Annotated in this window: 13 protein-coding genes; 9 read left to right on the top strand and 4 right to left on the bottom strand. The window is 47.3% G+C overall.

Going from position 1 to position 15,583, the window contains the following annotated elements:
• Nucleotides 1-74 precede the first annotated feature (74 nt).
• Entirely contained in the window at nt 75-1,829 is a 1,755-nt protein-coding gene (locus KNO71_RS00540; RefSeq protein ID WP_041917900.1) for an ABC transporter transmembrane domain-containing protein, read from the top strand.
• Nucleotides 1,819-3,582: an ABC transporter ATP-binding protein gene (locus KNO71_RS00535; protein ID WP_214684116.1), complete on the top strand. Its 1,764-nt coding sequence runs from the start codon at nt 1,819-1,821 to the stop codon at nt 3,580-3,582. The genes KNO71_RS00540 and KNO71_RS00535 overlap by 11 nt, the downstream gene beginning before the upstream one ends.
• A 77-nt stretch (nt 3,583-3,659) precedes the next feature.
• Here KNO71_RS00535 and KNO71_RS00530 read toward each other — a convergent pair whose 3' ends face one another.
• Nucleotides 3,660-3,842, bottom strand: a complete 183-nt coding sequence (locus KNO71_RS00530) for an aspartyl-phosphate phosphatase Spo0E family protein (RefSeq protein WP_078147026.1) — start codon at nt 3,840-3,842, stop codon at nt 3,660-3,662.
• Between the two features lie 188 nt (nt 3,843-4,030).
• On the opposite strand from KNO71_RS00530, the gene KNO71_RS00525 reads away from it, so the two are divergent.
• Together KNO71_RS00525 and KNO71_RS00520 are read left to right on the top strand one after the other, a co-directional pair.
• Nucleotides 4,031-4,729 (top strand): cytochrome c biogenesis CcdA family protein, encoded by a 699-nt coding sequence (locus KNO71_RS00525; protein WP_078147025.1) that lies wholly within the window; start codon nt 4,031-4,033, stop codon nt 4,727-4,729.
• Between the two features lie 19 nt (nt 4,730-4,748).
• Nucleotides 4,749-5,201, top strand: a complete 453-nt coding sequence (locus KNO71_RS00520; protein ID WP_078147931.1) for a CcdC family protein — start codon at nt 4,749-4,751, stop codon at nt 5,199-5,201.
• 34 nt (nt 5,202-5,235) lie between these two features.
• Here the strand turns inward: KNO71_RS00520 and KNO71_RS00515 are convergent, their stop codons facing one another.
• The 3 genes from KNO71_RS00515 to KNO71_RS00505 all read right to left on the bottom strand — a co-directional run bounded on the left by KNO71_RS00515 (nt 5,236) and on the right by KNO71_RS00505 (nt 7,808).
• The gene (locus KNO71_RS00515) at nt 5,236-6,795 is read right to left on the bottom strand and encodes a solute symporter family protein (protein ID WP_012726448.1); all 1,560 of its coding nucleotides are present in this window, start codon (nt 6,793-6,795) and stop codon (nt 5,236-5,238) included.
• Entirely contained in the window at nt 6,792-7,070 is a 279-nt protein-coding gene (locus KNO71_RS00510) for a DUF485 domain-containing protein (protein WP_240499876.1), read from the bottom strand. Before KNO71_RS00510 ends, KNO71_RS00515 begins: the two co-directional genes overlap by 4 nt.
• A 306-nt stretch (nt 7,071-7,376) precedes the next feature.
• Entirely contained in the window at nt 7,377-7,808 is a 432-nt protein-coding gene (locus tag KNO71_RS00505) for a DUF2621 domain-containing protein (RefSeq protein WP_031423504.1), read from the bottom strand.
• Nucleotides 7,809-7,986: 178 nt separating this feature from the next.
• Between KNO71_RS00505 and KNO71_RS00500 the strand changes: the two genes are divergently transcribed.
• From KNO71_RS00500 to KNO71_RS00480, 5 genes are all read left to right on the top strand, one after another.
• The gene (locus KNO71_RS00500) at nt 7,987-9,585 is read left to right on the top strand and encodes a peptide chain release factor 3 (protein WP_214686888.1); all 1,599 of its coding nucleotides are present in this window, start codon (nt 7,987-7,989) and stop codon (nt 9,583-9,585) included.
• 195 nt (nt 9,586-9,780) lie between these two features.
• Entirely contained in the window at nt 9,781-12,495 is a 2,715-nt protein-coding gene (acnA, locus tag KNO71_RS00495; protein WP_214686887.1) for an aconitate hydratase AcnA, read from the top strand.
• Nucleotides 12,496-12,608: 113 nt separating this feature from the next.
• On the top strand, nt 12,609-13,100 hold the full coding sequence (locus tag KNO71_RS00490; protein ID WP_159562396.1) for a DUF3939 domain-containing protein: 492 nt from the start codon (nt 12,609-12,611) through the stop codon (nt 13,098-13,100).
• A 127-nt stretch (nt 13,101-13,227) separates the two neighbouring features.
• Nucleotides 13,228-14,793 (top strand): BCCT family transporter, encoded by a 1,566-nt coding sequence (locus tag KNO71_RS00485; RefSeq protein WP_214684117.1) that lies wholly within the window; start codon nt 13,228-13,230, stop codon nt 14,791-14,793.
• Nucleotides 14,794-14,894: 101 nt separating this feature from the next.
• Nucleotides 14,895-15,572: a hypothetical protein gene (locus KNO71_RS00480; protein ID WP_078147019.1), complete on the top strand. Its 678-nt coding sequence runs from the start codon at nt 14,895-14,897 to the stop codon at nt 15,570-15,572.
• The last annotated feature ends 11 nt before the right edge of the window (nt 15,573-15,583 follow it).

Raw genomic sequence — 15,583 nt, 5'->3', positions numbered from 1 at the left:
TGTTAGACAATCGAACAGACTTTCGCTACGATTAATAAATAATCTTCATCTAAAGACAAAGGGGGGCGTTTCACATTCGTGTATTCAAACAATTATCTTGGTTTTTGCGTCTTGAGTGGAAGACGTACGCGCTCGGCATCGTCTTACTGATCTTCGTGGCTGGTCTAGAACTGATTCCACCACGCATCATCGGACGGATTGTCGATGAGATCAACCGTGGTTCGCTTTCGTCCGACACACTCTGGCTATTATTAGGGGGACTTGCCGCTGTTGGAATTGGAAACTATATCGCCCGCTTCTTTTGGCGCTATTTTATCTTCGGCGCATCGATTCGTCTAGGAAGAATGCTTCGTAGCCAACTATATCGGCATTTCACAGATCTTGATCAGCGATTTTATAAAAAGTCACGGGTCGGTGATTTGATGGCCCATGCGACAAATGATGTACAAGCCGTATCGATGACGGCCGGTGCGGGGATTTTAACACTCGTCGATAGCGTGACACTTGGGACGTTCGTCATCATCACGATGATTACAACAATCAGTTGGAAATTGACGCTCGTTGCCTTACTACCGTTACCAATCATGGTCGCTTTGACGACGCGATATGGAAAGATGTTACATAGCCGATTCGGGGTCGCCCAAGCGGCATTTTCAGAATTGAATGACAAAGTGCAAGAAAGTGTCAGTGGCGTCCGTGTCTTAAAATCGACGGGGGAAGTCGGTCGGGACGTGGAATCGTTTGAGAATTTATCGAGTGAAGTCATGGCCAAAAACGTACGAGTCGCGAAGATTGATGCCTTATACGACCCGACCATCTTCGGAATTGTCGGATTGTCTTATATCCTTTCGGTCGGGTATGGAGCCGTCTTGATTGAACAAGGAGAATTGACGATTGGACAGATCGTCAGCTTCACAGCTTATTTGGCACTGTTGACATGGCCAATGTTAGCCTTTGGATGGTTGTTCAACATCGTGGAGCGTGGACGTGCGTCTTACGACCGGATTGAGCGGATGCTCGCCGTCAAACCTGAGATTCAAGACGACCGCATGGCTGCGACGACGCTCTCTCATTCAGAGGTGGAAGTTGATATTCGAAACTTCGCCTATGACGAGACCGTTGTGCTCCACAATGTTCATTTTCGGATTGAGCGTGGAAAAACCATCGGGATTGTCGGCAGAACAGGTGCAGGGAAGACAACGATTGTCCGTCTGTTGACACGTGAGTATGACGTGAAAGATGGAAAGATTAAAATCGGCGGGATCAACATCCGCCAAGTGAAAAAGTCACTTCTGATGGATAAGATTGCGGTCGTGCCGCAAGATCACTTCTTGTTCTCGGATTCGATTGCGAACAATATCGCGTTCGGAAGACCCGATGCGAGCATGGAAGAAATCATCGAAGCGGCTAAGGTCGCTGAGGTGCATGAAGATATCGTCCGTCTTCCGGAAGGCTATGCGACACTCGTCGGTGAACGCGGGGTCACATTATCAGGTGGCCAGAAACAGCGGATTTCCATCGCACGGGCGCTCATGACAGCGGCTGACGTCTTGATATTAGATGATGCGTTATCTGCGGTCGATGCGAAAACGGAAGAGTCGATTATCGAGCATTTTCGAGTCGGCAATCCGGACCAGGCGCGCGTCATCGTCGCCCATCGACTTTCCGCCGTGGAACATGCTGACGAGATTCTCGTGATTGAGGACGGAAATATCATTCAGCGAGGTCGTCATGAGGCATTGCTTCAGGAGACAGGCTGGTATCGAGAGACATATGATCGTCAGCAACTTGAAGCGATTGTAGAAGGGGGTGGACACGATGAAACATGATGTCCAAGAATGGCAAGTCATCAAGCGACTGCTCAGTTACGCGAAACGGTATGGTAAACCGCTCAGTGTCGCCTTCGTATTTCTCTTGATTGCGACAGGTGCAAAGTTGGCAGGGCCGTTTCTAATCAAAGTGTTCATCGATGAATTCGTCACACCGGGTGTCTATCCAACGAACTGGGTCATCGCTCTCTTCGCCGTCTATATGGTTCTTCACGTATCTGCAATCGTGTTTGATTATCTACAATCGATTTCGTTTCAAAAGATTGCGCTGAAGATTGTTCAAAATATTCGGATGGATATTTTCCGCCACGTCATGGGGATGCGGCTCGCTTATTTTGACCGTACACCAGCGGGCGTCCTTGTATCGCGTATTACGAACGATACGGAGGCGGTGAAAGAGCTCTATGTCGGAGTGATGAGTACGTTCGTTCAGTCCGCTGTTCAGTTGATCGGGACGTATATTTTCCTCTACATTTTAGAGCCGCCGCTCGCGACGATGGGGCTCATCTTGTTGCCTCTCTTTTGGCTCATCATTTGGGCGTATCGTCGTTTCTCGACGAAATATTTCGCACAAGTCCGGGATTTGTTGTCACAACTCAACGCCCAGTTGAACGAATCCATCAACGGGATGGGCATCATTCAACAATTTCGTCAAGAAGAGCGTCTCATCCGTCAGTTCGAAGAGACGAACGAAGCGCATCAGGAGGCACGATATCGGAACTTAAAACTCGATAGCATGTTGCTACGCCCAATCATCGAACTCCTTCTTGCCTTCTCCATCATCGGTCTGCTCGGCTATTATGGGGTGCTCTCCATGAGTGAACAGGTTCAGGTAGGGGTCGTGTATGCTTTCATCAGCTATATTGAACGTATTTTCCGTCCTGTACTCGATATCATGCAACGATTGAGCGAATTTCAACAAGCCGTCGTATCGGCGGATCGTGTCTTCAAAATTTTAGATACGGATGAACCGGCTCCAGGTAAACGGATGCCTGGTGAAGCGCGGATCACTGATGGGGAAGTTCGGTTCGAAGACGTGACGTTCAGTTACGACGGAGAAGTTGACGTGTTGAAACAAATTTCGTTCGTGGCGAAACCTGGTGAGACGGTAGCGCTCGTTGGTCATACTGGGAGTGGTAAAAGTTCAATCATCAATTTGTTGACCCGTTTTTACCCATATGAATCTGGTCGCATCACGATTGACGGGCAACCGCTCGAACAGTTCGAGGAGCAAGAGCTTCGTCATCAGGTCGGGCTTGTCCTACAAGACCCATTCTTATTCACCGGAACAATTGAAGAGAATTTGAAGCTGTTCAATCCGGACATCGATTCTGAGCGCGCGCGTGAAGCTGCTGAATTCGTCCAAGCGCATACGTTCATTGAAAAGTTGGATGCTGGCTATGGCCATGTCGTCGGAGAGCGTGGAGCGACGTTCTCAAGCGGGGAGCGTCAATTGCTCGCTTTTGCCCGTACGGTCGCACGTAATCCAAAGGTGCTTATTCTCGATGAAGCGACAAGCTCCATCGATACCGAAACAGAAGAGCGTGTACAGACTGCGCTCGATCGGATGCGTCGGGGTCGGACGACGATTGCAATCGCTCACCGCCTGTCGACGATTCAAGATGCAGATTTGATATTAGTCTTGCATCGCGGTGAAATCGTGGAACGCGGCAACCATCAACAGTTATTGAAACAAGACGGACTGTACAAAAAGATGTATGAATTGCAATCCGGACAACGTCTGATGTCTTGATTTGGAAAGGATACCTATTCAGGTGTCCTTTTTTCCATGGAAAAAGCTCGTCACACTAGGTGACGAGCCGTCAAGTTTCAAGAATGAAGTTTCTCTTTATTATGCTTTGATAGGACATGACGAGTGATTAGAGAGTCAAGTTCTTGGCTTACTGAAATGACTTCAGGTGAGGTCCAAGAATGCTTTGACGCGATTTTATACAGTTCATCACGTTTTTGTTCAATGGCCTGGTGTAGTGTATCTGCTGCGGTGACTGCCACGTTCGTTCCCCCATCATGTAAATTAGAATTTTGTGAACTGGAATATCCAAATCTTAGCACCTCCGTTTACAGATGACAAGTTTCATTTCCATTTCAAAAATTACAAAATGATGTTGAGGTTTGAAAGAAAAGATTCGAGCAATTTAAATAGGATTTCGCTATAATGGTCGTGAAAGGTGGAAATCGTCATGGAAGTCACATTATGGCTCGCATTTGGGGCGGGCGTCTTATCGTTCTTGTCACCATGTACGCTCCCGTTGTATCCGGTCTTTCTCTCGTATATCACTGGGGTTTCCGTATCTGAGTTAAAAAATGAAGGATTAAAACAGCGTACAGCTTGGTTCCACACATTTTCGTTCTTATTCGGTTTTTCGATTGTCTTTCTCGTGCTAGGGTTGTCGACTTCGTTGATCGCAGACGTCTTCATCCAATACAAGGACAGTCTACGCATGTTCGGCGCCATTTTGATTTTCGTGTTCGGCGTCTTTTTGGCGGGCTTATGGCAACCGCAATTTATGATGCGTGAAAAGAAAATGGATATCGGCGAACGAAAGAGCGGTTATTTTGGTACCGTATTAATTGGTATTGGATTTGCGGCCGGTTGGACACCGTGCACAGGTCCGATTTTAGCTGGTGTGATCGCACTAGCCGCCACGAACCCGAGTCAAGGGCTCGGCTATATGTTGGCGTATGTCATCGGATTTGCAATTCCATTTTTGGTGATGGTCGCATTCGTTGGCAAGATCAAGTACTTAGCACGCAACAGTGCAAAAGTGGCAAAAGTCGGAGGCTATTTGATGATGGTGTTCGGCGTACTATTATATTTTGACGGAATGAATCGGTTCGCTGCATGGATGAGCGAGCTTGTCGGATTCACCGGATTTTAAGGGGTTGACCGAGATGTCAATGTTATGGGGGTCGACTCTCGTCGCGTTGTTAATGGGTATCGTAGCGAGCTTTGTTCGTGTAAAAGCATCGGCAAAGCCGACGAATGCGAAGAAAATTTTAATCCCACCACTTGCGATGACGACCGGGATGATTCAGTTTTTGATTCCCGCGTTTCGCTTATCATGGGTCGAAGTGGCTGAGGCCCTTGCGGTCGGGCTCATCTTCAGTCTGTTTTTGATTAAGACATCAAACTTTGAAAAACGGGACGGCGAAGTGTATCTCTCACGATCGAAAGCATTTTTCGTGGTCGTGTTCGCACTCCTTGCCATCCGTACAGCAATGAAGGTTTGGGTCGGTCATGAGGTCGATATCTTCTCGACCGGCGGATTGTTTTATTTGATTGCTTGGGGGATGATTGTCCCGTGGCGAATCGCCATGTATCAAAAATATAAACGAATCGCAATCACGTAAAAATGGAGTGGCGTTGAGCCACTCCATTTTTTATTTAGTCTGCTTTCGTAGCGGCGACTTCGGTCTCCGCGTCGATTCCAGTGTTCGCCTTGACGAGGACGCGTTCATAGTTTCCTGCTGCTTCATCTGATTTCGTGACCAGTGTACCAATCACGGCAGCGATGAAACCGAGGGGGATTGATACAATCCCGGGATTGGATAGTGGGAATAGGGCTTCACCGACAAAGATGGCCGAACCGTCCGGAGCCCAAAGGTTCGGGCTGAGTGCGACTAGAATCAGTGAGGAGAACAAACCGACTACCATTCCCCAAATGGCGCCACCTGTATTAAAGCGTCTCCAGAAAATCGTAAAGAGAATCACAGGTAAGTTCGCACTCGCCGCAACGGCGAAGGCGAGCGAGACAAGAAACGCAACGTTCATCGACTGGGCGAAAAAAGCTAGTCCCATTGAGACGAGGGCGACCGCAACTGAAGCGATTCGCGCGGCTTTCACTTGTTCAGTTTCTGTCGCTTCCCCTTTACGAATGATATGTCCGTAGAAGTCATGGGCGAAGGCGGAAGCAGCTGACAGTACGAGTCCAGCGACAACGGCAAGAATTGTCGCGAACGCGATTGCGGCAACGAAAGCGAACAAGAGGTCACCACCGAGCACTTGCGCGAGAAGAGGGGCCGCCATGTTGCCGGCAGGGTTTGCGGCGAGAATGGCATCACGTCCGACGAATGCTGCGGCACCGAAACCTAGGAAAATGGTCAAGATATAAAATGCACCGATGATCCATGTCGCATAGACGACGGATTGCCGAGCAGTCGGTGCATCTTTGACGGTGAAGAAGCGAATCAGAATATGAGGGAGCCCTGCCGTACCGAGCACGAGCGCCATGTTTAATGAAATGGTATCGAGCGGTAGCTTGAACTTGTTCCCAGGGTTCAAGAAGTCACTTCCGAGTGGGGTCGCTTTACTGACTTCATTAAACATCGTCGTGACGGAGAAATCAAAACGAGCGAACACGAGAAATGAAATGATTGCCGTCCCAATCATCAGAAGTACGGCTTTCGTGATTTGTACCCAAGAAGTGGCCGTCATGCCACCGAAAACGACGTAGACTGTCATTAAGATTCCGACGACGACGACACTTGTCGTATAAGGGATTCCGAGTAACAGTTCAATCAAAGCACCCGCTCCGACGAGTTGCGCAATCATGTAAAAAATGGAGATGACAATCGCATTCATCGCTGCGACACCACGTACGCGAGGCTTGTTAAAACGTGCCGCAATCATGTCTGCCATCGTATATTTCCCAAGATTTCGCAATGGTTCGGCGACGAGATAGAGGACAACGAGATAGGCAACGAGGAAACCGATTGAATAGAAAAACCCATCGAATCCCGCAAGCGCGATCATACCTGCAATTCCGAGAAACGATGCGGCAGACATATAGTCGCCTGCAATGGCAAGACCGTTTTGAAATCCGGTCAATCCACCATCTGCCGTATAAAAATCGCTGGCAGTTTTTGTTTTTCTTGCTGCAAAGTATGTAATCACTAGCGTGAGTCCGACAATGGCGATAAAGAGGGCGATCGCGGTCCAATTCATGATCTCACCTCGTCTTTCAATTGTTCGACGAGTGCGTCAAAGCGACGGGCACGTCGACTATAAAGTACACAAAGTGTCCAAGTCATAATGAACTGGGAAAAGGCGAACGCCCAAGCCCAAGTGATGTCCCCGATGAGTGGTGTATTCAAGATCGTCGTATAGCTCGTCAGAATCGGGAGTGTGAAATAAAAGATGAGTGAGAAGATGATAGCTGGAACGATGAAGCGATTTTTTTCCTGCATTAACCGATGAAATGTCTCATGTTCGGTAATCATGTGGGCAGATTGATGGCTTGTTGTTTGTGAAACTTGTGTTACATCATGCATAATAGACCCTCCTTGACTGTAAGATAAATCCATTATGCGTTGTGAAAAACAATTCAGTCATTCCTTTTTTTCGTGTCGAAATGAAAGACGTTATATTAATATTGGTCATACCAATTTACTGTAAGCGTTTTCAATATTGTCTAATTCGTGAACGTTATTTCGATGTAATATAAAGCTCGAGAAAAGGTACTTTTGACCCATTAGGCGAATCGCACAATTCGACAAATAAAAAACTCTATCTGAATGAGATAGAGTCTACTGCTGAAAATAGTGTTCGTATGGCGTCCAATCAATCTGTTCTTCGGTTAGCGCTTTCTTTAAGAACTTGTGATCGCGCTTCGGTGTTGCGGCGATGTAACCCTTTACCACAAGTTCGGTCGTCATTTTTTTTGCACGCGATTCAAGCGCGAATTGACCGATTTTACCTGCGATTTTTCGGATCGCCACGTCGCGGAACAACTCGGGTACCGGTGTGACGAGACGATCTAATAGCGTCCGCGTCTCCGGAGTCCAGAGATGACGCGTTCTTTCTATATAATCATCTTCGATGTCAAGTAGGGAACGTCCATCTTCTTTTGGCATTCGTTTTAAAAACTTACGAAACATGAAGTACCCGCCAATCGTCATGAGTCCAATCATGACGAATCCCCAGAATACAATGAAATACATCATCAAGTTTTCTGGCATCGTCTTTCCCCCGTTCTATACATTCACTTGCTTTCATCGTTAGTATACAAAAAAGAATCCATTTGCAAAAGGCGTACGTCCCATTAGGATAGACGAACCGAATTGATTTCGTTAGAATAGATAGCGTTGCTACGAGAATAAGCATGAACTGAGACGAGAAAGGAAAGGTCTATCCTATATGAGCCAATTGAAACAGGAAGTCGAGAGACGTCGGATATTCGGCATTATCTCTCACCCGGATGCGGGGAAAACAACATTAACAGAAAAATTACTTTTGCACGGTGGTGCGATTCGCGAGGCAGGTACGGTCAAGGCGCGCAAAAACTCAAAACACGCAAAATCTGACTGGATGGAAATCGAGAAACAACGTGGGATCTCGGTCACATCGTCTGTCATGCAATTCATCTATCAAGAAAAGGTTGTATCGATCATGGATACACCAGGACACAACGACTTCGGTGAAGACACGTATCGCGTGTTGACATCAGTCGATAGCGCGGTCATGGTCATTGATGCTGCGAAAGGGATTGAAACACAGACGAAAAAACTATTCCAAGTTTGTCGGATGCGTGGGATTCCAATCTTCACATTTATGAACAAGTTGGATCGTCAGGCAAAAGATCCGCTTGAATTGATGGAAGAGCTCGAAGAAGTGTTAGGCATGCCTTCTGTCGCGATTACATGGCCAATCGGAAGTGGAATGCAGTTTGAAGGTGTCTACGACCGAATGAAAAATGAGGTCCACTTGTTCCGTGGGGAGAAGTCGACACTTCAACTGGGTGAGGACGGAGTGAACGATCCGATTCTCGCCGATCATTTGTCGGAAGAGAACTTGATGAACCTCCGCGATGAAATCGACCTTCTCGATGGAGCGGGGAACGAGATTAATGTCGATGCGATCCAGAGCGGTAAATTGACACCGGTATTTTTCGGAACAGCGCTCGTCGACTTTGGGGTGACTGCGTTCTTGAATCACTATTTAGAGATGTCTCCGGCTCCTGAGGCACGTAAGTCGAACGTCGGTCCAATCAATCCGACATCAGAAGACTTCAGTGGATTCGTCTTCAAGATTCAGGCGAACATGAATCCGGCACACCGCGATCGCATCGCCTTTGTACGCATCTGTTCAGGTGTGTTTGAGCGTGGGATGGATGTGACGCTCACTCGTACTGGGAAAAAGATAAAATTGAGCCAATCGACACAATTGATGGCGAACGATCGAGAAACAGTCGACCAAGCGTTTGCTGGTGATGTCATCGGGATCTATGATTCTGGGACGTATCAAATTGGAGATACCATCACCACATCGAAGCAGAAGATTGCGTTTGAGGCGCTGCCAACTTTCCCACCGGAATTGTTCATGCGCGTTTCGCCGGTCAACTCGCTCAAGTCGAAACACTTCCACAAAGGGGTAGAACAGCTTGCGCAAGAAGGGGCGATTCAAGTGTATCGCAACGAATATAACGAGATTTATCTCGGCGCGGTCGGACAACTTCAATTCGAGGTATTCGAATATCGTTTAAACAATGAATATGGCGTCGATATTCGAATGGAACCAGTCTCATATAGCGTTGCTCGTTGGGTCAAAGATAAAGAGTTGAAGGCATTGAAACCGTTCCAAGATTCACGGAACATGCTCGTTACAGACCGTTGGGAACGTCCGGTCTTCCTGTTCGCGAACGAGTTCACATATGAACGGTTCGCTGAGCGTCACGCAGATGACTTGACGCTTGTTGAGGCACTTGACGTCAACGAAGAGATCGGTACGGAAGAATAAGATGTAAACACCTCGTTTCTGAGGTGTTTTTTTGTTGTGAATTAAGTCATTTTAGTTTTGATAAGTTTTACTTATGACTAATTTGTGACGGAATGTATTTTACGTCACGCTATACTTGTATTATGATAAATATGTGAAAAGTAAGCGATTACGCATTGTCGTGTGGTCGGCGCTTTCAAAAAGGGGGAAATTGCAATGGAACAGACGAATGTTTTAGACGCCTTCGCATCTCGGACAAAGTTCGAAGCGAACGGGCAATCGTATGATTTTTATCGTTTGAAAAAATTGGAAGAAGAAGGATTGACGGACATCAGCCGTCTTCCGTATTCGATTCGCGTTCTTCTTGAATCGGTTCTCCGTCAACAAGACGGGCGTGCCATCACGAAAGAACATGTCGAGAACTTGGCAAAATGGGGCACTGCCGACGTCTCGAAAGACATTGACGTACCGTTCAAACCGGCACGTGTCGTACTTCAAGACTTCACGGGTGTACCGACGGTCGTAGACCTTGCTTCACTTCGTAAAGCGATGGCAGACCTCGGTGGAGACCCAAACAAAATCAACCCAGAAATTCCTGTCGATCTCGTCGTCGACCACTCAGTTCAAGTAGACGCATATGGTTTCGCTGGCGCATTGATGAAAAACATGGACATCGAATTTGAACGTAACGAAGAACGTTATAAGTTCTTACGTTGGGCTCAGACGGCATTTGACAACTATCGTGCCGTACCACCTGCAACGGGGATTGTTCACCAAGTAAACTTGGAGTACTTGGCATCTGTCGTCCTCGAGAAGAATGATGCAGAAGGTACAGTTGCTTATCCAGATTCACTCGTCGGAACGGATTCGCACACAACGATGATCAACGGACTCGGTGTTCTTGGCTGGGGTGTCGGCGGAATCGAGGCGGAAGCAAGCATGCTCGGTCAACCATCATACTTCCCAGTGCCAGACGTCGTCGGTGTCAAAATCATCGGTGAAGTAAACCCTGGTGTGACAGCGACAGATGTGGCGCTCGTCGTGACAGAGATGCTCCGTCATGAAAAAGTTGTCGGGAAATTCGTTGAATTCTTCGGACCGTCGCTCCACACGATGCCACTTTCAGACCGTGCGACGATTGCAAACATGGCGCCTGAATATGGTGCGACATGTGGATTCTTCCCGGTCGATACGGAAACATTGAACTACATGCGTACGACTGGTCGCTCTGAAGAGTTGATTTCACTCGTCGAAGAATACTCTAAAGCGAATGATCTCTTCTATTCACCAGATCAAGCTGATCCAACGTTCACAAAAGTGTTGACACTCGACTTGTCGAAAGTCCAGCCTTCACTTGCGGGTCCGAAACGTCCACAAGACCGAATCAACCTCTCAGACGTTCAAACATCGTTCATCGATAGCTTGAGTGCTCCTGCAGGAAACAGTGGCTTCGGACTTGACCGTTCTGAACTCGACAAAACGGCGACAGTCAAGTACGAGGACGGCGCAGTCGACATGAGTACGGGAGATGTTGCGATTGCAGCCATCACAAGCTGTACGAACACGTCGAACCCATACGTCATGGTCGGTGCTGGACTCGTTGCGAAGAAAGCCGTTGAACGTGGCTTAACCGTTCCGAAATACGTGAAGACATCACTCGCACCAGGTTCGAAAGTCGTAACGGACTACTTGGATAAGGCTGGTTTGACTTCTTACTTGGACGAACTTGGCTTCAACACGGTCGGATACGGCTGTACGACATGTATCGGAAACTCTGGTCCGCTTGACCGTGAAGTCGAAGATACGATCACAGAAAACGACTTGCTCGTGTCGTCAGTCCTCTCTGGTAACCGTAACTTTGAAGGGCGCGTTCACCCGCTCGTGAAGGCAAACTTCTTGGCATCACCACCGCTCGTCGTCGCTTACGCTCTTGCAGGGTCAGTCAACTTCGACATCATGAATGATTCGTTCGGTACAGACAAAGATGGAAATGAAGTATACTTCAAAGACATCTGGCCATCAAACGATGAAATCAAAATGGTTGTCCAAGACGTCGTATCACCAGAAGCATTCCGTAAAGAGTACGAAACGGTCTTCACTGGTAACGAGCGTTGGAACGCACTCGATGTTCCGGAAGGAAACTTGTATGACTTCTCAGATGAGTCGACATACATCCAAAACCCACCGTTCTTCGAACAACTCGAACCAGAAGCGGGCGAGGTTCATGCATTGAATGGCTTACGTGTCATCGGGAAGTTTGCGGATTCGGTTACGACCGACCACATCTCGCCAGCTGGATCATTCTCGAAGACGACACCAGCCGGTCAATACCTCCTTTCTAAAGGGGTAGAGCCAATCGACTTCAACTCATATGGTTCTCGCCGTGGTAACCATGAAGTCATGATGCGTGGTACGTTCGCAAACATTCGTATCCGCAACCAAGTTGCTCCAGGAACTGAAGGTGGCTTTACGACGTACTGGCCAACTGGTGAAATCATGCCAATGTATGATGCGGCTATGAAGTACAAGGAACAGGGAACAGGTCTTGTTGTCCTTGCAGGAAATGATTACGGAATGGGATCATCTCGTGACTGGGCAGCGAAAGGGACGAATCTTCTTGGAATCCGTGCGGTCATCGCACAAAGTTTCGAGCGGATTCACCGTTCGAACCTTGTCATGATGGGTGTGCTCCCGCTTCAGTTCTTAGACGGTGAATCGGCTGAATCACTCGGATTGACTGGTGAAGAAGCAATTGATATTCAAGTCGATGAGTCTGTACGTCCGCGCGATATCTTGAACGCAAAAGCGACACATGAAAACGGAACGGTGACAGAGTTCAAAGTCATCGCTCGTTTCGACTCTGAAGTTGAAATTGATTACTACCGTCACGGTGGAATCCTGCAAATGGTTCTCCGTAACAAATTGAAATAAGTGCTAGTCCATGACCTTCCTTTGAAAAAAGGAAGGTTTTTTTCATGAATATGCAATTTTAAGGTGAAAGTTTTAAAAGATTCGGGAACAGGAAGACAGGGAGGGGTGCGCTTATGGATAAAGAAGAGAAGCTCGGAAAGAGTTGGTGGAAACGATTGACGCAACAAAAAGAGGTGGAACCGGATCGAGAAATTGATATCACCCTTTCAGAATTGCGTCAGGCGATTCACGAATATGAACAGACACTGCCAAAAGGTGTGAATCGCACCGTCCTACTGGATGACTCGCAAGAAATCGACACCAAACGCTTGAAACATCACCTTTCGGGAATCCCGAAACAACGTTTCTTCATGTCAAAAGAGACGTTTCATATCGTACCGGAAGATGAACGCGACGTCATTTATGAAATGGATCAAGTGCAACGGGCACTCGATCTGTATATGGACCAGGAGAAGAAATTACCGTTACAAAAATTTCAGAACGCGCTTCAACTCGATTTGACCCGTTTACGAGAGGGGGGTTATTTAAAAACGTTGCCAAAAAGACCTTACTATGTGGTCGATGAAACATTGATTGTTTCACTGGAGCCCAAAGAAACAACTTGATGACAAGACACCTATCTATTGGACGGTAAACAATACATTTATGTACACATAGGGTTGTGACTTGTTTCAAAAGTATGTTAGGGTGGAAAACGTATATGAAAATAGAAAATTAAATAGGAGTGATTTTATGGAACGAAAAAGCCGTGTGACGACCGTATTCGTCGTATCTGCAATCATAACTGGCTTATTTACGATTTGGGGACTTTTCCCCGAGAGTTTATTAGGTAATGCCAGTCTATTAAACGTGACGAGTACGTTACAAGGCTGGCTCTCAAACGGGATGGGTTGGTTCTATCTCTTGAGCGCCACCGGGTTTTTACTGGTTGCCATCTTTTTAATCTTTTCAAGATATGGTTCGATTCGACTTGGAAAGGATACAGATCGTCCAGAATTTAGTTATTTATCATGGTTTGCCATGTTATTCAGTGCCGGGATGGGAATTGGACTCATCTTCTGGGGAGCGGCTGAACCGTTGCTCCACTTCCACTCACCACCATTCGCTTCACCTACACCTGAAGGAGATGCACGGACTGCTATGCGTTATGCATTTTTCCATTGGGGCTTCCATCCATGGGCGATTTACGCAATGATTGCGCTCGCCATCGCATATTCGACGTTTAGAAAAGGTCGTCCCGCGACGATTGGGGAGACGATCGGTTCGCTCGTCCATAACCGCTACGAACAACCCGTGAAGCAAACGGTCGATATCCTTGCGGTCATTGCGACGGCATTCGGGGTAGCGACTTCACTTGGTTTTGGTGCTCAACAAATTGCCGGTGGCCTTCATTACCTCATCCCTGGGGTACCGAACGCTTTCGTGACACAGTTGATCATCATTGCCGTCGTAACGGTGCTCTACATGATCAGTGCTTCGACAGGTCTTGACAAAGGAATTCGAATTTTAAGTAATACGAATATTTTCTTGGCAATTGTCCTACTTGTAGCGACGATGTTTGCGGGACCGACAGCTTTCATTTTCGACTTGTTCACACAAACGGTCGGAACTTATTTGCAGCAGCTCCCGAGCATGAGTTTCCGTACAGCCGCATTTGAACCCGTTGAACGTGAATGGGTGAACGGTTGGACTATCTTCTACTGGGCTTGGTGGATTTCTTGGTCACCATTCGTCGGAACGTTTATCGCACGTGTATCGAAAGGGCGTACGATTCGGGAATTTATCATCGGAATCTTACTTGTCCCGACATCATTCGGATTATTATGGTTCTCCGTCTTCGGCGGTTCGGCCATCTGGGCTGATTTGTTCGGAGGATATAGCTTAATTGATCAAGTAAACGAAATCGGTACTGAGGTCGGGCTGTTCGCACTGTTTGAAACGTTCGGTGGTTTTGGGACGCTACTCAGTGTAATCGCCATCTTCTTGATTTCGACATTCTTTATTACATCGGCCGACTCTGCGACATACGTCCTCGGTATGCTTACATCGAACGGGAAGCTCATCCCGCCGATGGGGATTAAAATGACTTGGGGAATCATCCAATCATCAATCGCAGCCGTATTGTTGTACGCTGGTGGATTAGATGCTCTACAAGCTGTTGCGATTCTCGCAGCCTTCCCATTCATCTTCGTGCTCATCTTTATGATGATTGCCTTATTCAAGGATCTTACCGACGAACCGGATGAACGAGATAAATGGCTAGAGATGCAAAAGAAAGATGAAGATAAACTAGGTTAATTCGAAAGGGTCTCAGATGAGGCCCTTTTTCGGTCAAAAATATTTTGCTTGTCCTTCTCGCTAGTGTAGGATAGTAAGTGAAGAAACGAGGAGGATAGGCTATGAAACAACAGATAAAAAAAAGGTTGAGCTGGGTGATATTGGCCGGCATCCTCATTGTCGGGGCATTACTCGCTTATAACTTCTATGTGCTCATGGATTTGAGCGGGGAAGAGGAAGAGAAAGTCGAACCATTCTACTCGAATGTCGTGATCGGATATCAAGAACGCAAACTTCCAAAAGAAGGCGAAGAGCTCGAAGAACGAGAGTACCTTGTCACATATGATGAGGACGGACATTTTGTATCTGAAGTCGTGACGGGTCCAAATGTTGGCGCGAAAGCAGAATGGGATGGAGAGACCTACTTAGAGTTCAATCCGGACGGAGAAGAAGTTCTTCGACAGGAGACGAACTCCGGAGCAGTCGCACCTCATCCATTCTTGTCACGTGCAACGAACGAACAGATTCGTAAATGGCTCGATGACGGGACGCTTGGTTCAAGTGAAGGCGAAACCGATTTGGTCGGACGTACCGCGCAAGCGTATGTGAAATCAGAATCGGCTGAGACCGTTCCGGAAGAGTGGATTGAAAACTATCCATCGATTTTTAGTGAAGAAGAAAATAAAGAGACTGTCACATATTATGTCGATGCGCATGAACGAATCTTGCTCGCGGCAGAATCGCGGAATAACGGAAAGTTATTCCATTCGATTCGGATGACATCGTTTGAATCAAGATAATCCGATGGGGA

Source organism: Exiguobacterium sp. s163 (genome assembly GCF_018617135.1).
Lineage (GTDB): Bacteria > Bacillota > Bacilli > Exiguobacteriales > Exiguobacteriaceae > Exiguobacterium > Exiguobacterium profundum.
This window is presented reverse-complemented; position numbering and strand designations above follow the sequence as displayed.